22 protein-coding genes are annotated in these 23,090 nt (G+C 71.7%); 12 read left to right on the top strand and 10 right to left on the bottom strand.

Translation table 11 applies throughout. The features are described from left to right. Positions 1 to 38 precede the first annotated feature (38 nt). From ACFWU9_RS04030 to ACFWU9_RS04020, 3 genes are all read left to right on the top strand, one after another. Positions 39 to 752 (top strand): hemolysin III family protein, encoded by a 714-nt coding sequence (locus tag ACFWU9_RS04030; RefSeq protein ID WP_384314706.1) that lies wholly within the window; start codon positions 39 to 41, stop codon positions 750 to 752. A gap of 128 nt (positions 753 to 880) precedes the next feature. Continuing rightward, the gene (locus ACFWU9_RS04025; RefSeq protein WP_384314704.1) at positions 881 to 2,494 is read left to right on the top strand and encodes an MFS transporter; all 1,614 of its coding nucleotides are present in this window, start codon (positions 881 to 883) and stop codon (positions 2,492 to 2,494) included. Positions 2,495 to 2,499: 5 nt separating this feature from the next. Continuing rightward, a complete protein-coding gene (locus ACFWU9_RS04020; RefSeq protein WP_384314702.1) occupies positions 2,500 to 3,135 on the top strand; it encodes a TetR/AcrR family transcriptional regulator in 636 nt (211 codons plus the stop codon). A gap of 60 nt (positions 3,136 to 3,195) precedes the next feature. Here ACFWU9_RS04020 and ACFWU9_RS04015 read toward each other — a convergent pair whose 3' ends face one another. The 3 genes from ACFWU9_RS04015 to ACFWU9_RS04005 form a co-directional block, all read right to left on the bottom strand. After that, positions 3,196 to 5,250 (bottom strand): thioredoxin domain-containing protein, encoded by a 2,055-nt coding sequence (locus ACFWU9_RS04015; protein ID WP_384314701.1) that lies wholly within the window; start codon positions 5,248 to 5,250, stop codon positions 3,196 to 3,198. 203 nt (positions 5,251 to 5,453) lie between these two features. After that, a complete protein-coding gene (locus ACFWU9_RS04010) occupies positions 5,454 to 5,918 on the bottom strand; it encodes a hypothetical protein (RefSeq protein WP_384314918.1) in 465 nt (154 codons plus the stop codon). 331 nt (positions 5,919 to 6,249) lie between these two features. Continuing rightward, positions 6,250 to 7,104, bottom strand: a complete 855-nt coding sequence (locus tag ACFWU9_RS04005) for a hypothetical protein (protein ID WP_384314699.1) — start codon at positions 7,102 to 7,104, stop codon at positions 6,250 to 6,252. A 638-nt stretch (positions 7,105 to 7,742) separates the two neighbouring features. Between ACFWU9_RS04005 and ACFWU9_RS04000 the strand changes: the two genes are divergently transcribed. Together ACFWU9_RS04000 and ACFWU9_RS03995 are read left to right on the top strand one after the other, a co-directional pair. Next, positions 7,743 to 8,423, top strand: coding sequence for a ClpP family protease (locus ACFWU9_RS04000; protein ID WP_384314697.1), 681 nt, complete (start codon positions 7,743 to 7,745; stop codon positions 8,421 to 8,423). Continuing rightward, on the top strand, positions 8,420 to 9,043 hold the full coding sequence (locus ACFWU9_RS03995) for an ATP-dependent Clp protease proteolytic subunit (RefSeq protein ID WP_384314696.1): 624 nt from the start codon (positions 8,420 to 8,422) through the stop codon (positions 9,041 to 9,043). Before ACFWU9_RS04000 ends, ACFWU9_RS03995 begins: the two co-directional genes overlap by 4 nt. A 98-nt stretch (positions 9,044 to 9,141) precedes the next feature. On the opposite strand, the gene ACFWU9_RS03990 is transcribed toward ACFWU9_RS03995, so the two are convergent. Then, positions 9,142 to 9,579, bottom strand: coding sequence for a helix-turn-helix domain-containing protein (locus tag ACFWU9_RS03990; protein WP_384314694.1), 438 nt, complete (start codon positions 9,577 to 9,579; stop codon positions 9,142 to 9,144). Positions 9,580 to 9,881: 302 nt separating this feature from the next. Between ACFWU9_RS03990 and ACFWU9_RS03985 the strand changes: the two genes are divergently transcribed. Next, on the top strand, positions 9,882 to 13,112 hold the full coding sequence (locus ACFWU9_RS03985; RefSeq protein WP_384314692.1) for a tetratricopeptide repeat protein: 3,231 nt from the start codon (positions 9,882 to 9,884) through the stop codon (positions 13,110 to 13,112). Positions 13,113 to 13,270: 158 nt separating this feature from the next. Here ACFWU9_RS03985 and ACFWU9_RS03980 read toward each other — a convergent pair whose 3' ends face one another. Continuing rightward, on the bottom strand, positions 13,271 to 13,504 hold the full coding sequence (locus ACFWU9_RS03980) for a hypothetical protein (protein ID WP_384314691.1): 234 nt from the start codon (positions 13,502 to 13,504) through the stop codon (positions 13,271 to 13,273). Next, positions 13,497 to 14,378 (bottom strand): mycothiol conjugate amidase Mca, encoded by an 882-nt coding sequence (mca, locus tag ACFWU9_RS03975; protein ID WP_384314689.1) that lies wholly within the window; start codon positions 14,376 to 14,378, stop codon positions 13,497 to 13,499. The genes ACFWU9_RS03980 and mca overlap by 8 nt, the downstream gene beginning before the upstream one ends. Positions 14,379 to 14,462: 84 nt before the next feature. On the opposite strand from mca, the gene ACFWU9_RS03970 reads away from it, so the two are divergent. Continuing rightward, positions 14,463 to 14,873, top strand: coding sequence for a DUF4307 domain-containing protein (locus ACFWU9_RS03970; protein WP_384314687.1), 411 nt, complete (start codon positions 14,463 to 14,465; stop codon positions 14,871 to 14,873). Positions 14,874 to 15,090: 217 nt separating this feature from the next. Continuing rightward, positions 15,091 to 15,588 (top strand): transcription elongation factor GreA, encoded by a 498-nt coding sequence (greA, locus tag ACFWU9_RS03965; protein ID WP_384314685.1) that lies wholly within the window; start codon positions 15,091 to 15,093, stop codon positions 15,586 to 15,588. A gap of 64 nt (positions 15,589 to 15,652) precedes the next feature. Here the strand turns inward: greA and ACFWU9_RS03960 are convergent, their stop codons facing one another. The 3 genes from ACFWU9_RS03960 to ilvA form a co-directional block, all read right to left on the bottom strand. Next, positions 15,653 to 16,525, bottom strand: coding sequence for an ABC transporter permease (locus ACFWU9_RS03960; RefSeq protein ID WP_384314683.1), 873 nt, complete (start codon positions 16,523 to 16,525; stop codon positions 15,653 to 15,655). Next, positions 16,522 to 17,673 carry an ATP-binding cassette domain-containing protein gene (locus tag ACFWU9_RS03955; RefSeq protein WP_384314682.1) on the bottom strand — a complete coding sequence of 384 codons (1,152 nt, stop codon included), beginning with the start codon at positions 17,671 to 17,673 and terminating at the stop codon, positions 16,522 to 16,524. Before ACFWU9_RS03955 ends, ACFWU9_RS03960 begins: the two co-directional genes overlap by 4 nt. 117 nt (positions 17,674 to 17,790) lie before the next feature. Beyond that, a complete protein-coding gene (gene ilvA / locus ACFWU9_RS03950) occupies positions 17,791 to 18,960 on the bottom strand; it encodes a threonine ammonia-lyase (RefSeq protein WP_384314917.1) in 1,170 nt (389 codons plus the stop codon). A 264-nt stretch (positions 18,961 to 19,224) separates the two neighbouring features. On the opposite strand from ilvA, the gene ACFWU9_RS03945 reads away from it, so the two are divergent. Genes ACFWU9_RS03945 through ACFWU9_RS03935 form a run of 3 tightly spaced genes read left to right on the top strand, consistent with a single transcriptional unit; the run spans position 19,225 to position 20,651 of the window. Then, positions 19,225 to 19,872, top strand: coding sequence for a MarR family winged helix-turn-helix transcriptional regulator (locus ACFWU9_RS03945; protein ID WP_384314680.1), 648 nt, complete (start codon positions 19,225 to 19,227; stop codon positions 19,870 to 19,872). 30 nt (positions 19,873 to 19,902) lie between these two features. Continuing rightward, entirely contained in the window at positions 19,903 to 20,403 is a 501-nt protein-coding gene (locus ACFWU9_RS03940) for a sigma factor-like helix-turn-helix DNA-binding protein (RefSeq protein ID WP_384314678.1), read from the top strand. After that, positions 20,400 to 20,651: a hypothetical protein gene (locus ACFWU9_RS03935; protein ID WP_384314676.1), complete on the top strand. Its 252-nt coding sequence runs from the start codon at positions 20,400 to 20,402 to the stop codon at positions 20,649 to 20,651. Before ACFWU9_RS03940 ends, ACFWU9_RS03935 begins: the two co-directional genes overlap by 4 nt. 30 nt (positions 20,652 to 20,681) lie before the next feature. Here the strand turns inward: ACFWU9_RS03935 and ACFWU9_RS03930 are convergent, their stop codons facing one another. Then, positions 20,682 to 21,827, bottom strand: a complete 1,146-nt coding sequence (locus ACFWU9_RS03930; RefSeq protein ID WP_384314674.1) for a cystathionine gamma-synthase — start codon at positions 21,825 to 21,827, stop codon at positions 20,682 to 20,684. 66 nt (positions 21,828 to 21,893) lie between these two features. On the opposite strand from ACFWU9_RS03930, the gene ACFWU9_RS03925 reads away from it, so the two are divergent. Further along, positions 21,894 to 22,997 carry a hypothetical protein gene (locus tag ACFWU9_RS03925; protein ID WP_384314673.1) on the top strand — a complete coding sequence of 368 codons (1,104 nt, stop codon included), beginning with the start codon at positions 21,894 to 21,896 and terminating at the stop codon, positions 22,995 to 22,997. Positions 22,998 to 23,090 lie beyond the last annotated feature (93 nt).

The following is a 23,090-nucleotide window of genomic DNA, read 5'->3' as shown; positions in this document are numbered from 1 at the left end:
CCAGCTGTTACCTACGGTCCCGTAGGTAGCATGACCGCATGACTTCTCCCGCCTCCGACTCGCTCGCGAACCCCCCGCAACCCGAAGGGGGACCGACCGAGATCCAGCTGCCGACACCGGTCAAGCCGATGATGCGCGGCTGGCTGCACATGGGGATGTTCCCGGCCGTCCTGATCGCGGGGATCGCGCTGATCGCGACGGCCGACTCGACCAAGGCACGCTTCGCCTGCGCGATCTTCGCGGTGACGGCGTGCCTCCTCTTCGGCGTCAGCGGCGTCTACCACCGCGGCAATTGGGGCCCGCGCGGCGAGGCGATACTCAGACGGCTCGATCACGCCAATATTTTTCTGATCATCGCGGGCACCTACACGCCGCTGACCATGCTGCTGCTGCCCGACTCGACCGGCCGCACCCTGCTCTGGGCGGTCTGGGTGGCAGCGGCGGCGGGCATCGCGTTCCGGGTCTTCTGGGTGGGCGCCCCGCGCTGGCTCTACACCCCCTGCTACATCGCCATGGGCTGGGCCGCCGTCTTCTTCCTGCCCGACTTCCTGCGTACGGGCGGGATCGTCGTCCTCGTCCTGATCGTCACCGGCGGGCTCCTCTACAGCGCGGGCGGCGTGATCTACGGGCTCAAGCGCCCCAACCCGTCCCCGCGCTGGTTCGGCTTCCACGAGGTCTTCCACTCGCTCACGCTCGCCGCGTTCGTCGTGCACTACGTCGGAATCTCACTGGTGGCCTCCCAGCACTCCTGACCCGGGGGCCGGCACCCGGCGCGTACGGCACCCCGGCCACGTGCCCGCCGGGACCACAACTTCACATTGACACTCACCCCCTTTTGAGAGTTACTGTCATTTGACATTAACACTCAGAGGGGGCAGTCATGGCACGCCGCTGGTGGGCGCTGGGAGCACTGGTCGCGAGCATGCTCGTGCTCGCGTTCGATCTGACGATCCTCAACGTGGCGCTGCCGACGATGGCCGGGCAGCTCGACGCCACCACCGGGGAGCAGCAGTGGATGGCGGACGCCTACATCGTCGCGTGCGCCGCGCTGATGCTCCCCGCCGGACTGCTCGGCGACCGCTTCGGCCGACGCCGGACGCTGGTCGCCGGCCTCACGGTCTTCCTGGCCGGCTCGGTGCTCGGCGCGCTCGCCGACACCGTCCAACTGGTCGTCGGCGCCCGTACGTTGATGGGGATCGGCGCCGCCCTCGTCATGCCGCTGGCGCTCGCCGTACTGCCCTCGATCTTCGACACGGACGAGCGCCCCAGGGCCGTCGCCACGCTCACCACCGCGGCGGCGGCCGGACTGCCGCTCGGCCCGATCGTCGGCGGCTGGATGCTCGACCACTTCTGGTGGGGGTCGATCTTCGCTCTCAACATCCCGATGGCCGTGATCGGCATCGCCGCCTGCGTCTTCCTCGTGCCCGAGTCGAAGGACCCGGCCGCGCCCGAGGTCGGCGCGCTCTCGACCGCGCTGAGCGCCGTCGGACTGGCCGGGCTGATCTTCGGGATCATCGAGGTCCCGGTACGCGGCTGGGGCGACCCCCTCGTCATCGCCGCCTTCGCCGCGGCGGCGGTCCTGCTCACCGCGCTCGTCCTGCGCGAGCGCACCGCCGCCCGGCCGATGCTCGACATGGGGCTGCTGGGTGACCGCCGGTTCCTGCCGAACGCGCTCACCGCGACGCTGGCGATGTTCATGCTGGCTGGCCTGATGTTCATTCTGCCGCCGTACCTCCAGGCGGTGCTGGGCAACGACGCCCTCGGCACCGGACTGCGCATGCTGCCGCTGATGGGCGGTCTGATGGTGGCGGCGAAGTCCAGCACCCCGGCCGTACGGCGCTTCGGTCCGCGCCCGGTGATCGGCGCGGGGCTGGTCGTCCTCGCGTTCGCGACGATCCTCGGCAGCCGTACCTCCGTGGACAGCGACTACACCTTCACCGCCGTGTGGCTGACCGTCGCGGGGCTCGGGTTCGGCTTCACCGTCGTACCGGCGATGGACACCGCGCTGGCGGTGCTCCCCGTCGACCGCGCGGGCAGCGGATCCGGGCTGCTGCTGACGGTACGTCAGGTGGGCAGCGCCATCGGTATCGCGCTGCTGGGCAGCCTGCTGGCGGCCGTGTACACCGACCGGCTGGACACCTCCGGCCTGCCGGCCGCCGCGGGCGACGCGGCCGGTGACTCGGTCGTGGCGGCGCATCTGATCGCGGACCGTCTGGGCGACGAAGGACTGACGGCGGCGGCGAACTCCGCGTTCGTGCAGGGGATGTCCACGGCGCTGCTGGTCAGCGGGATCGCCGCGCTGGTGGCCGCGCTGCTCGTCGCGGGGCTGCTGCCGACGGGGAAGGCGCCGGGCGCGGAGGCGGGTGCCGGTACGGAGGCGGGTGCGGATGCCAGGGAGGAGGCGGGCGCGGACGCCAGGGACGGCGTGGACGAAGGTACGAGGGACGGCGCGGGCCCGGACGTGGTGGGCGCGCCGACCGATGCCCGACAATGATCGGCATGGCCGCCTCCGCACCGCTCCCCTCCGACGACGACGCGCCCCCGCCCCAGCCCCGGTTGGGCCTGCGCGAACGCAAGAAGCTCAAGACCCGCGTCGCGATCCGGGAGGCGACGTACCGGCTCATCGAGGAACAGGGGTACGACGCGACGACGGTCGAACAGATCGCGGCGGCGGCCGAGGTCTCCCCCTCCACCGTCTTCCGCTACTTCCCGACGAAGGAGGACATCGTCCTCACCGACGAGTTCGACCCCGTCATGGAGGAGGCGATCCGCGCGCGCCCGGCCGACGAGCCCGTGCTGGAGTCGCTGCGGGCCGTGCTGCGGCGGGCGGTCGAGACGGCCTTCGTCGACCAGCCCGAGGAGTTCGCCCAGCGCAGCAAGCTGATGCTGGAGATCCCCGCCGTACGGGCCAGGATGACGGAGACGATGGCGGAGACCTCGCTCATGCTGACTCGCGCGGTCGCCGACCGTACGGGGCGTGAGCGGGGCGACCTGGAGGTGCTGGTCTTCACGGCGTCCGTGATGGCGGCGCTGCGCGAGGTGACGATCTACTGGGCCGAGCACGGCCAGAAGGACGATCTGGCCGTGCTCATCGACCGCGCGCTGGACACGCTCAAGGGCGGGCTGTCGCTCTAGAGGGTCCTCCCGGCTCCCCGCACGCCCGCCCGTTCCCGGCCGTGTGCGGACGGGCCGTGGCTACACCCGTACCGTCAACTGCCCCTTCAGTACGTCGACCTCGGTCGTCGGGGCCGCGCAGACGAACCCCCGGCAGACATACGCCGCCGCCCGTCCGTCCACCAGCGGCCGACCCGCCAGCAGCGGGAACTCCGCCTCGCCGTCGGCCTGTTGGTCCCCGTCCGGCTCGCCGACGGCGACGACGGCTCCCGGCGCCGTCCCGAGCAGCGCCGTACGGTGCAGCGCGGCCGTCGCCGCGTCGCCGCGCGGCCCCACCACGGCGATCTCGTGGGGGCCGTCGAGCAGCGCCTCGGCGACGGCGAGACCCCACCCGATGAAGCGGGGCGCCCGGGGTCCGAGCGCCTTCACGACTCCGAGGGCCCCCTCGGCGGCGGTGCGGTGGGCCTCGGAGCCGGTGTGCGCGGCGTACGACAGCAGGGCGCCCGCGGCCGAGGTCCAGCCGGACGGCGTGGCGTTGTCCGTCGGGTCCTGGGGCCTGCGGATCAGCGGCTCGGCGTCATGAGCCGTGTCGTACAGCGCGCCGCCCTCACCGACGAACTGGTCGAGGACGGTGTCCAGCAGGAACCCCGCGAAGTCCAGCCACACCCCCTCGCCCGTCACTCCCGCCAGCGCCAGGAAGCCCTCGGCGACATCGCCGTAGTCCTCCAGCACACCGGCGTTGGCGCCGACGCGGCCGTCCTTGGAGGTACGGAACAGGCGCCGCGTCTCGTCCATGTGCACCCGGACGAGCAGATCGGCGGCCTCGGTCGCGCGTTCCACGAGATCCGGCCGCTCGAAGTAGGCACCGGTCTCGGCGAGCGCGGCGATGGCGAGCCCGTTCCAGGCGGCCACGACCTTGTCGTCCCGCTCGGGCCGTGGCCGGGTGTCCCGCGCGCCGAGGAGCCGTTCCCGCACGGACGCTACGCGCGCGGCGTCCACCACGCCCTCGCCCTGCGGGAGTTGGAGGACCGAGGCGCCCTCCTCGAAGGTGCCCGCGTCGGTCACCCCGAAGTACCGCGCGGCGAACTCCGCGTCGGCCTCGCCGAGTACGTCCCCGAGCTGCGCGGGGGTCCATACGTAATACGCGCCCTCGGTGTGATTCCCGGCGGCGTCGTCGCTGTCCGCGTCGAGCGCGGAGGCGAACCCGCCCTCGGCGGTGCGCAGTTCACGCACCATGAAGTCGGCGGTCTCCAACGCCACGCGCCGCGCCAGATCGGACCCGGTGGTACGCCACAGCCGGGCGTAGGTACGGCACAGGAGCGCGTTGTCGTAGAGCATCTTCTCGAAGTGCGGGACCACCCACTCGCGGTCCACCGAGTAGCGGGCGAACCCGCCGCCGAGCTGGTCGTAGATCCCGCCGCGCGCCATGGCCTCGCAGGTGTCGACGGCCATCTGGAGCGCGCCCTCGGCCCCCGTACGGGCATGGTGGCGGAGCAGGAACTCCACGACCATGCTCGCGGGGAACTTGGGCGCGCCGCCGAATCCGCCGTGCTTCTCGTCGTAGTCCCGGGTCAGCGCGAGCAGTGCCTGGGCCGACTCCTCCTCGCCGGGGGTGCCCTGACCGCCGTGCGCGAGGGAGCGCCCCGCGAGTTCCCCGACGATCCGCCCGGCGACCTCGCCGACCTCCGCGCGCCGCTCGGTCCAGGCGGAGTTGACGCCTTCGAGGACCTGGCGGAAGGACGGCATGCCGTGCCTGGGGACGGGCGGGAAGTAGGTGCCGAAGTAGAAGGGCCGGCCCTCCGCGTCGAGAAAGACGGACATCGGCCACCCGCCCTGCCCGGTCGCCGCCTGCACGGCCTCCATGTACACGGCGTCCACGTCGGGCCGCTCCTCGCGGTCCACCTTGATGTTCACGAAGTGCTCGTTCATGTACGCCGCGGTCGCCTCGTTCTCGAAGCTCTCGTGGGCGAGCACATGACACCAGTGACACGCGCTGTACCCCACGCTCAGAAAAACGGGCACATCCCGCCGTCGCGCCTCCTCGAAGGCATCGGGCTCCCAGGGCCACCAGTCGACGGGGTTGTCCGCGTGCTGGAGAAGGTACGGAGACGTGGCATGCGCGAGTCGGTTGGGCATGCCCCAATCCTGACCTACCCGAAGAACCCCCGCCCACCCGCCACGGGGCCGGATTCCAGAGGGAGCAGCCGCCCCGGCGGGCGATGGCGCCCTGGACGACTCGACAGGGGCTTTCCGGGGCCACCAGCCGTGTCGCAGGGCGTTCCCTCGCCCCCGTGTGCGAGGGAACGCCCTGCGGTCCGGCCGTCAGCGGGCGGAGGGGGTCAGCAGCCGCCGCAGTTGTGGTAGGTCACGTCCCAGTGGTTGACCTCGTTGTAGTAGATGTTGCCCGAGGCCGACTGCCACTTGCTGCCGCCGATGGAGGTGAACGTGCCGGTGATGTAGTTGGTCAGGCAGCTCGACATGGCGAAGTCGAGCTTGTAGCCGTTCCAGTGGCTGTAGGTGCCCGACGCGTGGCCGGTCTCCGTGCCGCCGGTGACGGTCATGGCGCAGCCGGTGGCGCCCTTGAGGGTGATCGCGCCCTGGATGGTCGCGGAGTTGACCTGGTCGAGGGACGTACAGGTCGGGTTGTTGCGGTTGGTGCAGCCGCCGCTGGAACGGATGCCGATGCCCGCGTTGCTGAGCTGGGCGGCGGCCGTGGCGTGGCTGAGCTTCGCGAGCGCGCCGGCCGGGGCCTTGGTGTCCGCGGGCGCGGCCTGGGCGGCGGCGGGGAACGAGAAGAACGCCAGGGCGAGGGCGGAGGCGCCTATCGCGGTGCTTCTGAGGACCTTGTTCACTGTGTGTTTCCTCTTCGGTGGGGGACGGGGAGGTCAACTACGCGCGTAGCGTCCCGGCTGCACCTGTCCACGCGAAAATCCCAACTCAGCCTGATACAGCGTCAGTTGAGCCCCGCGTCGGCGGTACTGCCGGTCATGCAGACAAGATTGCACATCTACGCGCGACACGTAAGACGCTGCCCGCCGGCTCTACGCGAAATTGTGCGGACCACCGCGTGGACGGCGGACCAACCGGCCCCCGGCCAAGCCGCCCCGGAGCAACCGCCCCCGGATCACCGGTCCTTCACCCGCCCATGAGGTCGGCGAAGTCGGCGTTCGGCCGGACGCGGGAGATCCGGGCGACCTCCGAGAGACGCTCCAGTCTCAGTTCGTGCACATTGCGGACCCGGAGCGCGTCGAACTCCGTGGGGTTGATCGGACGCCGGCGTGTCTGCACCAGCCCCGCCTCCGCGAGCTCCTTCAGCCCTTTCCCCCGTGTGTCCTCGCTGAGGGCGAACCTCCGCTCGGCGTCGCCGGGGCTGAACCACAGCGCCTTGTCGGCCTCACCGGCCCCTCGTTCGCAGAGCAGGGCGAGCAGCATGGCCACGGCGGCTCCGGAGAGAACCGACAGGTGGCCCTTGGTCCAGAACGTGAGCGGAAGCTGTACATAGCGGTGCTCCGTCGCGCGTCCGGTGCGGGCACGTTCGCGATTGGCCGCGAACCCCGGCGCCGCGTACGGCTCCCCGTTCCCCGAATCGTGCAGCACCGTCACCACATTGGCGTGCCCGGGACGCGCGGCGACGGTGACGTACCCGTTCCTCTCCAGCCATGCCAGTGCCTCGGCGACACGACGGGCCCCCTTGCCCGCCGGATCCTCAAGTCCCAGCAGCACGGCCCAGACCCGCGACGGATACGGCAGCGGCACCCCCGTGTCATCGGTCTGCATCCAGAGCATCGACAGGAACAGCTTCAGCCGCACCTGGCCCCCGCGCCCGCCGCGGATCATGTGCGCCAGGGGCGGGATGGCGTCGTCGACGGCCTGGCGCTGTACGAAGCGGTACCGGATCTGCGCCTTGCTCCGGGCCCGCTTCGCCGCCGCCTCCGCCGCCCTCAGCGCGGTCAGCTCGGGCTGCCGGGCCTCACCACTTCTCGCTTGCACCGGGCCTCCCTCAGTATGCCTCGTAGCCACAAGTAGTCATTAGTAGAAGGCTAGTTTAGTACAGCCGGGTACAAGCGGGGGGTCTCCACCGGATACAAGCGTCTCTGTATCCCCCCCAAGAAACGGTTTCAGCACGGCACAAGGGCAGGGGTGACCCCGCCCGTACGGTGCCCGCCCAACCACGCGCTACCGATGAACATTTGACAGGGGTTCACCGCGCCCCGCATGCTTGAGCCACGGGCTTGGGAGAGCGCGTCAACCACCGCGGTGGAGCGGAGGGTTGACGACCGGCCAGGCGCCAAGCCCTCGCGGGCCGTAGTGAACCAGCAGGACGTCGTCCGGAAAGTCATCCGGCTTCACGAGCGCTGGGGAGGGTTGGGACCGGACGGGGTTGTGCTCCCCGTGCCCGCCTTCTCGCGAGGTCTGGAGGGAGGGTGTCCCCACAGGGGGCATCCTCCCTTCTCTTTGCCCGCCCCCGGTCCCTCGCCCCGGTCCACCCCCGGGCCCCCGGATCTGCCCGCAGGAGATCTCCGCACGGCAGAATCCCTCGCTTCCGCCGGAGCCCGGTCCGCAGGGTGGAGAGGACCGGCCGAGGCGGGTGAGCGCCCGCCGTCGGGGGCCGGGTCATGGAGGTAGTGATGCTCTCGACCGTTTCACGGGCGGAGACCGGCACCCGGGCGGAGACCGGCGCGGTGCCGTTCGACGACCAGATCGCGGGACGGCTCCAGCACGGCAGGATCGTGGTGCTCGGTGAGCAGGTGGACGACGGGATCGCCAATCGGATCTGCGCCCAACTGCTGCTCCTGTCGCAGGAGGACCCCAGGCGCGACATCGTCCTGTTCGTGAACAGCCCGGGTGGCTCGGTCCACGCCGGGATGGCCATCTACGACACCATGCGGTTCATCCCGAACGACGTCGCCACGCTGGCGATGGGCTTCGCGGCGAGCATGGGCCAGTTCCTGCTCTGCGCGGGGACACCCGGCAAGCGCTACAGCCTGCCGAACGCGCGGATCATGATGCACCAGCCCTCCGGCGGGCTCGGCGGGACGGCGGCCGACATCGCCGTACAGGCCGAGAATCTCGCGTACACCAAGCTGACCATGCAGAAGCTGATCGCCGAGCACTGCGGTCAGAGCCTGGAGACGATCGCGGCCGATCAGCGCCGCGACCGGTGGTTCACGGCCGAGCAGGCGCGGGAGTACGGCTTCGTGGACCGCGTCGTACGGAGCGTGGCCGAGCTGGGCGGGGACGCCGCGAGCGGCTTCGGCTTCGGCCCCGCCGGCGGTACGGCCGGCACCGGCCGGGAGGTGGCGGCATGAGCGGGCAGTACACCGTCCCCGTCGTCGTCGAGCGGACACCGAACGGTGAGCGCTCCTACGACGTCTTCAGCCGGCTGCTCTCCGAGCGGATCGTCTTCCTCGGCACGTCCATCGACGACGGCGTGGCCAATGTGATCATGGCGCAGATGCTCCATCTCGACCACGAGAGCAGCGACATGGACATCCACCTCTACATCAACTCCCCCGGCGGCTCGGCCACCGGGCTGACCGCGATCTACGACACGATGCAGTTCGTACGGGCGGACGTGGCGACCGTCTGTCTCGGTCAGGCGGGCTCCGGCGCCGCCGTACTCCTCGCGGCGGGCGCGCCCGGCAAGCGCACGGCGCTCCAGCACTCGCGGGTGCTGCTGCACCAGCCGTCCACCCAGGGGCAGGGCGAGGCGGCGGACCTGGAGATCCAGGCGGCCGAAGTACTGCGCACGAGGGCGGAGATCGAGTCCATCCTGTCGCACCACACGGGTCAGAGCGTGGAGCGGCTGCGGGAGGACACGGACCGCGACAAGTACTTCAGCGCCGCGCAGGCGAAGGAGTACGGCCTGGTGGACGGTGTGATCACGACCCGTGAACTGGCCGAACGCGGACGCCCGGCGGAGCGCTGACCGGCCGCCGGCGGGGGGCGCCGGAACCGGTGCGGGGCCCGGAGCGGGGGGGCCGGGCCGCGTGCCGCCGGGAGGGCTCGTACCGCCGAGGGCGGGGCTCAGGCGGCGAGCAGCACGCCCATCGCCTGTCCGTCCCGGCGGGCTCCGGTGCTCCGGCGCGGCCCGCCCCAGTGCGCCGTGGCCCTCGTCGTCACGGAGACCGTCACCGTGCTCACGGAGGTGAGGTCGGTGTGCAGCGCGCCCACCAGATCCACGAGGTGCAGGCCGAGCGCGCGGCAGACGGCCGCCAGTACCTCGGAGGACGGCTCCTTGCGCCCGCGCTCGATCTCCGACAGATACGGCAGCGAGACCCGCGCCCGGTCGGCGACGTCCCGCAGCGTCCGGCCCTGCCGCAGGCGGGCGCGGCGCAGCGCGGCCCCCACGAGGTCCCGCATCAGCGGCTCGTCGTGGCCCTCGTCCTGCCCGGGACCGCCGCCCGGGCGAGGGCCGGGGCCGTCGCCGGGACCGGGAACGGCACGCAGCACGCCCTCACCCATGGTTACCTCCGTCAGCTGTGGACAGGTCGCGGCACCCGCCGTTCCGACCCTAAGCCGGAGCCCTTCCCCGGGACCACGCGGCGGACCACCGTCCCGGCTCTTTCCGCCGCGGGCGTAAAGAGGCTCCGCGCGGGCAGGACGTACGGGCACGCATGCGCACCACTTGCGCGCGTAGGCGTCCGGCGCGGTGCGACGGCACCGGCCGCCGCGGGCGCGGCCCGCCGCCTCGCGCCCGCGTGCCCCGCGCAGGACACTGCCCGGGGCACGCCGAAGTACCGGGATGCTCTCGGAGGGGGAGACATATGCGGGACAGCCATCGGGCCGAGGCCGAGAGGTTGTTGGTTCGCGCCGTCGAGGAGGAGGTGCGGCGCTCCGGCGGTCGGATCGACGGCAAGGTCCTTCTGGCGCGCGGACGGAGCGCGCTGGACTCGATCGCGGAGGCCGCGGCCGACGAGTACGCGCTGTACGAGGCCGCGTTGGACGAGGCGTCGGCCGCGCGGAGGCCGATGTCGGAGCGGTTCGGCAGGGGCGCGCTCGCGACTCCCGCCCTCGTGGCGCTCGTCGCCGCCGCCGCGGCGGTGGTCGCGGACGTCGCGCTCGGCACGGGCGCGGGTACAGCGGCGGGCACGGGCGTGATCGTGGCGCTGGCCGGCACGGCGACCGCCGTCGCGAAGGTGGCCTCCGGCGGGCGTCAGGCGGGACGGGGCGGGCGCCCGGGGCGGGCGGGGGCCGCCGGACGGACGGGCGACGTCGAGCAGTTGAGGCTCCAGTGGCTGACGGCGCTGGAGGTACGGGGCATCCGCCCGTATCTGGACCAGCAGCGGGTCCTGACCCAGGCGACCCGGCGGACGACGAAGAAGCCCACCGTCGCACCGCAGTTGCGGGGCTCGGACCGTAGCGCCGCCGCCCGCCGGCGCAGCGTCCTCGAGCAGTCCTTCGGTCATCTCCCCGCGCCGGACGGCCCGTTCGCCGGCCGGAGGGAGGAGATCGGGCAGATCGCGCGATGGGTGCACGCGGCCCGCGCGTCGACGGAGACCCGGCCGACGGTCGTCGTGCTGTACGGCGCGCCGGGCTCGGGCCGCACGACCCTTGCGGTGCGGGCGGCGCACCAGCTCAAGGACCAGTTCCGTGGGGCGTGCGTGGTGGACCTGCGGGGCGGTGGCGGGGGCCAGACGCCGCTGTCGACGAGGGACGCGCTGCTGCATCTGCTGAACCGGCTCGGGGCGCCGCGTGAGCAACTGCTCTTCCGTGAGCGGTCGTCGCCGGAGCAGCAGGTACGGCGGCTGAGCGAGCTGTACCACCAGCATCTGACCGGGCTGCCGGTGACGATAGTGCTCGACGACGCCTCCGACGCGGAGCAGATCCGCACCCTGCTGCCCCAACGCTCCGACAGCCTCCTGCTGGTGACGTGCCGTCAGCCGGTCGAGCTGCCGGCGGACACCCCGGCGTGGGTGCACCAGCTCCCGGTGGAGGCGCTGGACGGCGCGGGCTGCGAGGAGCTGCTGCGGGCCGTCGGCGAGGAGCCCGAGGGCGGCCCGTACGACGCGCAGAGCGTCGACCGCGTCGGCGAGCTGTGCGGCGGCCTGCCGCTGGCACTGCGTATCGCCGGCTCGTCGCTCGGTTCGCGTACGTCGCGGCAACTGGCCGCGGACCTGGAGGCGTACGGCCCGGTCGACCCGGCCGAGCGCGCGATGTGGCTGCGGTACACCGACCAGAGCGACCAGGCGCGCCGGCTGCTGCGGCGTCTGGCGCTGGCCGGGCGCGCCTCGCTCGGCGCCGCGGCCGCCGCCGCGCTGCTCGCCACGGACGAGGAGGAGGCCGGGCGGCTGCTGGCCGTGCTCTCCCGCGCGGGCCTGATCGACCATGTGCGCGCCAGCCGCTACCGGCTGCACGACGTCGTACGGGCCTTCGCGCTGGCCCGGCTGCTGGACGAGGAGCAGGCGGCCGACCGCAGTGCCGCGCAGGAGCGCCTGATCCAGAACTACTCGGAGCTCGCCGACTCGGTGATCCGGCTGGTGGACGGCAAGACGTCCACGCGCGCGGACCAGTTCGGCGGGCACGGTTTCTCCTCGCTGGACGCCGCGCTGCGCTGGCTGGACGACGAGTCGAGCTTCATCACGGCGGCGCTGCGGCACGCGGAGGGTGTCGACCAGGCGGCGGTACTGAGCCTGCTGGGCGCGCTCTGCGACTACTGCCTGCTGCGCGGGGACCTCTACCGGCTCGGCGAGATCAGTGAGCTGGCGCAGGCGGTCGACCAGGGGCTGCTGATCCGTTCCGTGCAGTGGCGTACGGGCATCGCGGCCCGGCAGCTCGGTGAGCTGGACAAGGCCCAGACCACCCTGACGTCGGTGGTCGACCTCTACCGCGAGGCGCACCACGACGCGGGCGCCGCCCGCGCGCTCTGCTCGCTGGGCATCACCCTGCACCACCAGGGCAATCTCATCGGGGCCGCCGAGAAGCTGCGCGAGGCACTCGAACTCCAGGCCCCGGCCGAACTGGGCACCGACCGCGCCTGGACCCTGCACGCGCTGGCGGCCGTCGAGCGCGACCGGGCGAATCTCAACGAGGCGATCACGCTGCTCGCCACGGCGCTCGTCCTGCACCGCGAGGGCGAGTCGCTGCACGGGGAGGCGTGGACGCACTTCCAGCTCGGGCAGGTCTGTCTGCGGATGGGGGATGTCCCGCGCGCCGAGCGGGAGTTGGGCCAGGCGATGGACCTGTACGGCCGTACCCGTGACGGCCGCGGGGAGGCCTGGGCGCTGACGCAGCTGGCCCGGGCCCGGCTGGTGGACGGCGAGGGGGAGTCGGCGGCGGACCAGTTCCGCCAGGCGCTCTCGCGGCACCGCGACAACGAGGACGCGCGCGGCGAGGCGTGGACGCTGTACTACCTGGGCCAGGCGCTGGAGGAGTGCGGCGAGACCGCGCAGGCGGTACGGGAGCTGGAGCGGGCGCGCTCGATGTTCTCCCGGATGCGGGACGTGTACGGGCTGGCCTGTGCCCGGCACCACTCGGGGCGGGTCACCCGCGACCAGCGGGCCGCCCAGACCGGCAATCTCCGTAACTCCGGCTTCGCCCGGCAGCTGCTGGTCGACGCCCGGGCGGACTTCCGGCGGATCGGTGTCGCGCACGGCGAGGCGTGGACCTGTCTGGAGCTGGCGATCATCGACGCGGGCAACAGCAAGGCGGCGCAGGCGCTCGCGCTGTGCGACGAGGCGGCGGAGCTGTTCGCCTCGTACGGCGACGACCGCGGCGCCGACTGGGCCCGCTTCCTGCGCTGCACGCTGCTGCCGTACGGCTCGGCGGGCGGTGTCGACGTCGGCTCGGTCGTGGCGGAACAGGAACTCACCGAACTGGTGGCGGCCCGGCACCCCTCGCGGGACGGCAAGCTGGACGACTGCGTGGAGACCTTCACGGTGATGCTGGAACGCGGCGTCGCCCTGGAGGACGGCTGGCAGGCCTGGCGCCTGGGCATGGTCCCGAGCCGTCACGCCCGCGAGGTGATGGGGGTCCCGGTGGAACCGGCCCAGGCCTGACGGCGGCCCCGCCCGGTGCGCGCGCCCTCACCGGCGCGCGACCGGGGCCCCTCCGGCGGGGGCCGCTCAGCTCGGCGCGCCCCCGCCCTAGCCCGGCCCTCGTGCGGGAACCCGGGCCCCCGCCGGCCGTGCGGCGGTCCCGGGTACGGGGGGTCGGGTCAGGTCGTCTGGTGGGTGGACGGCGGCGCCGGGGTCTTCTCCGGGGCCGGCTTCTCCTCGAAGTCGACCTTGCCCATGTGGCGGTTCATCGACTTCATCAAGAGCCACACCCCGCCCGCCATCACGGCGAAGACGATGAAGCCGAGGACGCCGGGCGTCACCTTGTTCTCGTCCAGCTCCTTGGCGAGCGGGACCAGCTGCGTCACTGCGTGGGTCGCATACATATCAGGCATTGTCGCGGATGCCCGCGAAGAGGTCGCTCTCGGGGAGGGAGGTGTCGACGAGCGACTTCACGAGCTCGTACTCCTCGGTCGGCCAGACGTCCCGCTGGATGTCCATCGGGACACGGAACCAGCCGCCGTCCGGATCGATCTGGGTCGCGTGCGCGATGAGCGCCTTGTCACGGATCTCGTAGAAGTCCGCGCACGGCACATGCGTGGTCAGCGTGCGCTCCTCGCGCCCGAACTCCTTCCAGCGCTCCAGCCACTCCGCGTACGGGGACTCCAGCCCCCGCGCCAGCAGGGCCTCGTGCAGCGCGACCGTACGGGGACGGTTGAAGCCCTGGTTGAAGTAGAGCTTCCGCGGCTGCCACACCGGACCGAACTCGGCCTCGGGGTACTTCTCCGCGTCCGCCGCGGACTCGAAGGCCACCATCGAGATCTTGTGGGTCATGATGTGGTCGGGGTGCGGGTAACCGCCGTTCTCGTCGTACGTCGTGATGACGTGGGGCCGCTGCTCACGGATCATCCGCACGAGCCGGCCCGCCGCCTCGTCGACGTCCTCGAGGGCGAAGCAGCCGTCAGGAAGCGGCGGCAGCGGGTCGCCCTCGGGCAGCCCCGAGTCCACGTAACCGAGCCACTGCTGCCGGACGCCGAGGATCTCGCGGGCCTCGTCCATCTCCTTCTTGCGGACCTCGTGGATGTGCTCCTCGATATAGGCGTCACCCTGGAGCTTGGGGTTGAGGATGGAGCCGCGCTCGCCTCCGGTGCAGGTCACGACCAGCACGTCCACCCCCTCGGATACGTACTTGGCCATGGTGGCCGCGCCCTTGCTCGACTCGTCGTCGGGGTGGGCGTGCACGGCCATCAAACGCAGCTGGTCAGTCAAGACTCGGTCCTCAGTGATGTGTGCCAACGGGCTGCTTCTATAGTGACGGAATCCAGGGACGGAAAATTCCGGAGAGGAACGTCCATGACCGCGGAACGCCCACCGGTTCTTCCCGAGGGCCGCTACGGCCGCTCGTCGGACGAGCGCGCGGACCGGGGGCTCAAGGTCGTCGGCTCGGTGCTCGGCGTCGGCCTTCTCGCGCTCGTCGGCTGGTTCGGGTACGACTATGTGGCAGGCCAGAGTGTCTCCGGCGAGCTCATCAAATTCAAGCGGGTATCGGCCACCGCGGTCGAGGTGCATCTCGAGGTCCGCAAGGACAGGGACGCGGCCGGCACCTGCACCCTCCGCTCACGCGCGGAGGACGGCGGCGAGGTCGGCCGCAAGGACGTCCGTTTCGACGGTCCCGAGACGCGGATAGACCGCGTCGTCACCGTCCGTACGACCGCGAGCGCGACCAGCGCGGAGCTCGTCGGCTGTACGTCCGACGACAGCTGACAAGCGTGGTCCACCTCTCACGTCGCCGGATTCTGCTCTGACTCTCCCCGGCGCCCCTCCGTTTCACGTCGCTGACCTGCGTTGATGTGATTCTGATGCCTTTCGTCCTGCCCTGACGCCGCGGAATTGTTAGGCTCGTGGTTTCGCCCACCCGAGAAGGCACAATCCTTCTGGGTAGGGCGTTGCTTTGTATTCCCAGTACCTACGAGGAGCACCTGTGACCCAGACCAGCGAGAACGTCACCTGGCTCACCCAGGCGGCGTACAACCAGCTCAAGGCCGAGCTGGATCACCTGTCTGGTCCCGCGCGCGTCGAGATCGCCCAGAAGATCGAGGCCGCCCGCGAGGAGGGGGACCTGAAGGAGAACGGCGGGTACCACGCGGCCAAGGAGGAGCAGGGCAAGCAGGAGCTGCGGGTACGCCAGCTGACCCAGCTCCTGCAGAACGCCAAGGTGGGCGAGGCTCCGGCCGACAACGGGATCGTCGAGCCCGGCATGGTCGTCACGATCGCCTTCGACGGCGACGAGGACGACACGCTGACGTTCCTCATGGCCTCGCGCGAGTACGCGAGCTCCGACATCGAGACGTACTCACCGCAGTCGCCGCTCGGCACGGGTGTGAACGGCAAGAAGGTCGGCGACGACGCGGAGTACGAGCTGCCGAACGGCAAGAAGGCCTCGGTGAAGATCCTGGCCGCGAAGCCGTACCAGGGCTAGAAGCAGGGATCCACCGGTCCCTCCCCCGGGGCCGGTGGATCAGGACAGTGCCGCCGGGTGGGCTCTACGCGGTCGCCGAGCGGTAGCGCCGTACCGCCAGGGTGCGGAACACCACGATGATCAGGACGGACCAGATCACCGACGCCCAGATCGGGTGCTCCATCGGCCAGGCGCCGGTCACCGAGGCCGGACGGCCGGCGATCGTGTTGCCGAAGAGCTCACGCGCCGCCTGCACGGTCGCGCTGAACGGATTCCACTCCGCGACGTGCTGAAGGAACGCGGGCATGCCGTTGACCGGCACGAACGCGTTGGAGATGAACGTCAGCGGGAAAAGCCAGATCAGCCCGCCGGACGTGGCGGCCTCCGGTGTGCGGACGATGAGCCCGATCAGCGCGCCGATCCAGGAGAAGGCGTAGCCGAGGAAGAGCAGCAGCGCGAAGCCGCCGAGCACGCTGCCGATGTTCTCGTGCGTGCGCCAGCCGATGATCAGGGCGACCGCCGCGAGGACGACGAGCGTCAGGGCGGTCTGTACGAGGTCGGCGAGCGTACGTCCGGTCAGGACCGCGCCGCGTGCCATGGGCAGTGAGCGGAACCGGTCGATGAGCCCCTTGTGCATGTCGTCGGCGATGCCGGCTCCCGCGCCGGCCGTGGCGAAGGTCACGGTCTGCGCGAAGATGCCCGCCATCAGGAACTCGCGGTAGGCCTGGGAGCTGCCGGGGGCGGCGCCAGGGATGTTGATGGAACCGCCGAAGACGTAGGTGAAGAGCACCACGAACATGATGGGCTGGATCAGCCCGAAGACGATCATCTCCGGGATGCGCATCATCCGGATCAGATTGCGCTTGGCCACGACCAGCGAGTCGTGGGCGGACTGGAAGACGCGGCCGCGCGGGGGAGGCGCGAGGCCCTTGGGGGAGGCGTCGGTCACGGCGCTCATTGGGCGCTCTCCTTCGGGTCCGTGACGGTGTCGTCCGTGCGGGGGCCGGACGGCGTGGCCCCGGCCGCGTCGGCGGGGTCCTCCGGAGCCGGGTCCTTGTCCTGGGCCTTGTCCCGATCCTTGCCCGGGGCCTTGTCCCGGTCCTTGCCCGGGTCCTTGGCCGACGGGGGGCCGCTGCCGGTGCCGCCCTCGCCGTTCTCCTGGCCCTCCTCCGCCGCGTGGCCGGTGAGCGAGATGAAGACGTCGTCGAGCGTGGGGCGGCGCAGCCCGATGTCGTCGATCTCCACGCCCCGGGCGTCGAGTTCCCTGATGATCTCGGCGAGGAGTCTGGCCCCGCCAGTGACCGGGACGGTGAGCCGGCGGGTGTGCCCGTCGACCATCACCTCGCCCTTGCCGAAGCGGGCCAGCACATCGCGGGTCGGGCTGATCTGGTCGTGCTCGTGGACGACGACCTCGACGCGCTCGCCGCCGGTGCGGGCCTTGAGCTCGTCGGCGGTGCCGCGGGCGATGACCCGGCCCTGGTCGATGACGCAGATGTCGTGGGCCAGATGGTCGGCCTCCTCCAGGTACTGGGTGGTCAGCAGCAGGGTCGTGCCGCCCGCGACCAGTTCCTGGATGATGCCCCACAACTGCTGACGGTTGCGGGGGTCGAGGCCGGTCGTCGGCTCGTCCATGAACATCACGGGCGGGGAGACGACGAGGGCCGCCGCGAGGTCGAGGCGTCTGCGCATACCGCCGGAGTAGGTCTTGGTGGTGCGGTCGGCCGCGTCGGCGAGGTTGAAGCGGTCGAGGAGTTCGGCGGCCCTGGCCTTGGCCGCGCGGGCGCTCTGCTGGTAGAGCCTGCCGACCATCTGGAGGTTCTCGCGGCCCGTCAGATACTCGTCGACCGCGGCGAACTGCCCGGAGAGTCCGATGTTCCTGCGGACCTCGTTGGGGTTCTTGACCACGTCGATGCCCGCGACGACGGCCTTTCCGCTGTCGGGCCGGAGCAGGGTCGTCAGCACACGGACCGCGGTGGTCTTCCCCGCGCCGTTGGGTCCGAGCAGCCCGAGGACCGTGCCCTCGGGGACATCGAGGTCGACGCCGTCCAGCGCTCTTACCTCGCCGAACGTCTTGACCAGACCCTCGGCATAGATGGCGCCTGGCATAGGGGCACTCCCAGCGTTACGTCAGATGCGGTCAAATCGTGCGATCCGTACTCATGGAGAGCTTAAGCCGACGGACGCGCCGACAGACGACCGGGAGACGACGCGCAGGTGACGGCCTCAGCCCTGGCCGAGGATCGTGTACCCGGCCTCCCGCAGCGCCGTGGCCACGTCCGCGCAGTGCTCGGGACCCTTGGTCTCCAGATGCAGCTCCACGTCCGCCTCCGTCAGCCCGAGCCGCGGATCGGTCCGTACGTGGCTCACGTCCAGGACGTTGGCGTCGGCCACCGACAGCATCCCCAGCAGCGTCGCGAGCGCCCCCGGCCGGTCGGTGACCCGTAGCCGCAGCCGCAGGTAGCGCCCGGACGCCGCCATCCCGTGGCGCAGGATCCGCTGCATCAGCAGGGGGTCCACGTTGCCTCCCGACAGCACGGCGACCACCGGCCCGTCGAACGCCCCCGGCGCGCTGAGCAGCGCCGCGACGGTGCTCGCGCCGGCCGGTTCCACGACCATCTTCGCCCGCTCCAGACAGAGCAGGAGCGCGGCGGACAACTCGTCCTCCGAGACCGTGCGCACCTCGTCGACCAGATCCCTGACCAGCGGGAACGTGATCTCACCCGGCCGGCCGACCTTGATGCCGTCCGCCATCGTCTGCTGCTCGTCGATCGACATCGGCCGCCCGGCCCGCAGCGAGGGCGGAAACGCCGCGGCGCCCTCGGCCTGTACGCCGATCACCTTCACGTCCGGCCGTACCGCTTTGACCGCGAGGGCGATGCCGGCCACCAGGCCGCCGCCGCCCAGCCCGACGAGGATGGTCCGTACCTCGGGGCACTGCTCCAGGATCTCCAGGCCCACCGTGCCCTGTCCGGCGATGATGTCCGGGTGGTCGAAGGGGTGGATGAAGACCGCGCCGCTCTCCCGCGCGTACTCCTGCGCCGCCGCCAGGGTCTCGTCGACGACCTGGCCGTGCAGCCGCACCTCGGCGCCGTACTCCCGGGTCGCGGCGACCTTGGGCAGCGGCGCCGCGACGGGCATGAAGACGGTGGAGCGCACGCCGAGCAGGGTGGAGGCGAGCGCGACGCCCTGCGCGTGGTTGCCCGCGCTGGCCGCGACCACACCGGCCGCGCGCTCCTCGGGGCTGAGCCCGGCGATCCGTACGTACGCGCCGCGCAGCTTGAACGACCCGGTGCGCTGGAGGTTCTCGCACTTGAGGTGGACCGGGGAGCCGACGAGACGCGTCAGATGCCTGCTGCCCTCCATCGCGGTCTTCCGCGCGACCCCGGCGAGCATCTTCTGTGCCCCGCGGATGTCGTCGAGGATCAGGCTGGGCGCGGAGCCGCGCGCAGAGGCGGAGGTGAACGATCCGGAGGGACGCGACGTACCGAAGGTCATGACGGCCAGTCTCGCAGCTCATCACCCGGCCGGACGCCCGAAACCAAGGGTCGTCCACGGGTTTACCCACGGCTGGTACGGCCAGGGGCGGGGCCGCGTACTCTGTCCCCCACCAACCGACCACCGCACGAGAGAGCCCCAGCCATGCCCCCTACTCAGGACATGACTTCCGCTGTGTCGGCCTCCCCGGGCTCCGGCTCCGAATCCTCCGGTTCCGACCCTTCCGGCTCCGCACCTTTAGAGACCGCACCGGCACCTTCAGTCGGTACCGAATCCGTCGGCGCGTCCGACGACGCCGCACTTCTCGACGCACTCCAGCACCAGGTGGCCGTCTTCGCCCGACGGGCGGAACAGACCCGCCTGGGCGGCGTCGGCCAGGTGCGCAACTCCATGGACCGCGCCGCCTATCTGCTGCTCAACCGGCTCGACCTGGAAGGCCCGATGGGCGTCAAGGCGCTGGCGGCGGGGATGGGGATCGACTCCTCCACCGTCACCCGCCAGGTCGCGCCGCTCGTCGACACCGGCCTGGTCAAGCGCACCTCGCACCCGGAGGACGGCCGCGCCGTCGTCCTGGAGCTCTCGGCCCGCGGGCTGAGCCGCCTCGACGAGGTCCGGTCCTCGCGCCGTGAACTGATGTCGCAGGTCACGGACGGCTGGACGGAGGACGAGCGGGACTCGTTCTGCACGCTCCTCACCCGCTTCAACACCGCCCTGTCGGCACGCCAGGCCGGCCCCGCGTCGGCCGAACCGGTGTCGCACCGGGCCCCGGTGGACGAACCCGACGGCACGGAGCCACCGCCGGCCTCTTGATTTCGGCCCGGGTCTGTCCTCATATGAGGTGTGCGACAGCGAGGGCAGCCGGGTTCGGATCGCCGTCGCGCCCAGGAGTTCGAGGCGTTCGTCGCGGGCGCGGCAGGGCGACTGCTGCATGCCGCCATGTTGCTGACGGGTGAGCCCGCCGACTCCAGACCCCGCGCCGAGCACCTGCTGACGACCGCTCTGGCCCGTACGTACGCGGACTGGGAGCGGCTGCGCGGGGAGGATCCGTACGACGCCGCGCGCCAGGAGATCGCGGTGCGGTACGCGCGGGGCGCCTGGCGGCAGCCCCGCACGGGGGAGGGTCTGCTCGGCCGGCTCACTCCCCAGGAGCGGCTCATCCTGGTGCTGCGGCTGTACGAGGGGGTGGCCGAGGAGCAGACGGCGGCGCTGATCGGGCTGCCGGTCGAGCGGGTGCGGGCGATCTGCGCGCGGGCCGTCGGCGCGATGCGGCAGCCCGCGCCGCCCCGCCGTCCGGCTCCGCACTGGCCGCTGTCGCTGCTCTCCCGGCAGGCCACGCGATGAGCGGCCACAGCCGTAAGGAGGACGAGGTCCGCCGGATGCTCGATCTGCCGCATCCGCCGGTCCCCGTCGATCTCACGGCCCGTGCGACCGCCCTCGGCAACCGCCTTCTGGCCCGCAGGCGCACCGTGCGACTGCTCCTCTGGCTGCTCGTCACGGTGGCCGTGGTCGCGTTCACGGTGTGGGCGTCGGTCGTGGAGCCGTGGTCGGTCCCGCCGTCCGAGACGACCCCGCCGCTGGAGGGCTGGTGACGGCGGCGTCCGCCGTCACCCCGACTCCCGTCAGGCGAGGGCCTGCTGAAGGTCCGTCAGCAGATCGTCGGCGGACTCGATACCGACCGACAGCCTGACCAGATCGTCCGGCACCTCCAGCGGGGAGCCCGCCACCGACGCGTGCGTCATCCGCCCCGGGTGCTCGATCAGCGACTCGACACCGCCGAGCGACTCCCCCAGCGTGAAGACCTTCGTCCGGCCGCAGACCTCGATCGCCGCCTCCTCGCCGGCCGCGACCTGGAAGGACACCATGCCGCCGAAGGACCTCATCTGCTTGGCCGCGACCTCGTGGCCGGGGTGGTCCGGCAGGCCCGGGTAGTACACCTTCGAGACCTTCGGGTGCCGCAGGAGCATCTCCGCGACCCGCGTCGCGTTCTCGCTGTGGCGGTCCATCCGGACGGCGAGCGTCTTCACACCGCGCAGCACGAGCCATGCGTCGAACGGGCCGGAGACCGCGCCCATCGCGTTCTGGTGGTAGGCGAGTTCGTCGCCGAGCGCGGAGTCGGCGGTGATCAGCGCGCCGCCGACCACGTCCGAGTGACCGCCCATGTACTTGGTGGTCGAGTGCATGACGACATCGGCGCCGAGGGCGAGCGGCTGCTGGAGGTAGGGGCTCGCGAAGGTGTTGTCCACGACGAGCCGGGCCCCGGCGGTGCGGGCGACGTCGGCGAGCGCCACGATGTCGCTGATGCCGAGGAGCGGGTTGGACGGGGTCTCGACCCAGATCGCCTTCGTACGGGGGCGCAGCGCGGCCCGTACCGCGACCGGGTCGGACGTGTCGGCCACCGACCACTCCACGCCCCAGCGGGAGACGACCTTCGCGAAGAGCCGGAAGGTGCCGCCGTACGCGTCGTCGGGGATCACCACGTGGTCGCCCGGCGACAGCAGCGTACGCAGGAGGCAGTCCTCGGCGGCCAGGCCGGAGGCGAAGGCGAGTCCGCGCCGGCCGCCCTCCAGGGCCGCGAGGTTCTCCTCCAGCGCGGAGCGTGTGGGGTTGGCGCTGCGGCTGTACTCGTAGCCGCCGCGCAGTCCGCCGACTCCGTCCTGCTTGTAGGTGGACACCTGATAGATGGGGGGTACGACCGCGCCGGTGAGGGAATCAGGCGTGTTCCCCGCGTGAATGGCGATGGTCTCGAAGCTGTGCTCGTCGCTCATGGGCCCTGAGCGTAGCGGCCCGGGGGGCGAGGCAGAGCGCCGTCCGCGTCCGGGACAATGGGGTGCATGGAGATTCTCTGGTTCCTGATCGCGGCGGGCATGGTGGCGGCCGTCGTGGCTCCCGTCGTGCGGCGCCGGGGCGGTGGCATCCGCCAGGTCGCGCCCGGTTCGCCCGATGCCGCCGACCCGGACGACTACGAGTTCGTCCGGCAGGAGGAGCTGGACGTCCGGCTTCCGGGGCCGGACCAGGACCTTCTGGACGTACTGGACGTCGTGCAGCGCACCCAGGACTGGCGCGCGGCGGCGCAGCTGCTCGCCGGGACGGCCAAGGAGGGCGAGGTGCGCTGGCAGCGGGTGCAGGCCTTCGCGGGCGCCGCGTCGCTGGAGCTCCAGCAGAAGCCGGGTGTCGGCGGCGCGTGGCTGCGGGCGTGGCGCGCGGATTCGCCGAAGGACGCGGGCGGCGCGCAGGTGCACGCGGAGTTCCTGGTGCAGCAGGCGTGGCGCTCGTCGGCGGCGGGCACGGACGACTTCCGGATCATCCTTGAGGAGGCCCTCTCGGTCTGCGGCGACGCTGCGCTGCTCTCGCCCGGCGATCCCGTGCCGTACATCGTCGAGCTGGCCGTGGCCCGGGGGCTCGGCTATCCGCACGAGCGGTTCGACCAGCTCTGGGCGAAGGTCATCGACCGCGCGCCGGACCACATGGGCGCGCATCTCGCGGCGCTGCACTACTGGTGCGAGAAGTGGCACGGCTCACGCGAGGAGGCGGACCGGTTCGCGACGGCCTCGGCCGCGCGCGCCCCGGAGGGCTCGCTGCTGGCGGCGCTGCCGCTGTTCGCGGTGTACGAGCACATGGGTGACCTCACGCTGGTGCGTGACTTCTTCTCCAGCGCGGTGGTCTCGAAGGCGATGGAGGGCGCGCTCTTCGCGGTCCACGCGGCGCGCCCCGACGACCCGATGCTCGCGCACGTGCGGCATCTGCTGATCCTCTTCCTGGTGGGCGGCGCGCGGTGGTCCGAGGCGATGCACCAGCTGGTACGGGTGGACGGCTATGTCGGCGCGCTGCCGTGGACGCTCGACGAGGACCCGGCGGCGCGGTACGCGGTGTACCGGGCGCTGGCGGTGGCGGGGTACGAGGCGAACGGCGGGAATCCGGCGACGCTGCCGCGGTAGGGGCGGACGGACGGGTAACTCCCCGGGCACGCCCGGCCCCCGGCCCGGACGTCGAGGCACCATTGCCCCGCTGACCTGCGGTGGTGCATACTC

The organism is Streptomyces sp. NPDC058653 (genome assembly GCF_042716895.1).
GTDB lineage: Bacteria > Actinomycetota > Actinomycetes > Streptomycetales > Streptomycetaceae > Streptomyces.
The sequence above is the reverse complement of the archived record's forward strand: the minus strand, read 5'-3'. Positions and strand labels throughout refer to the sequence as shown.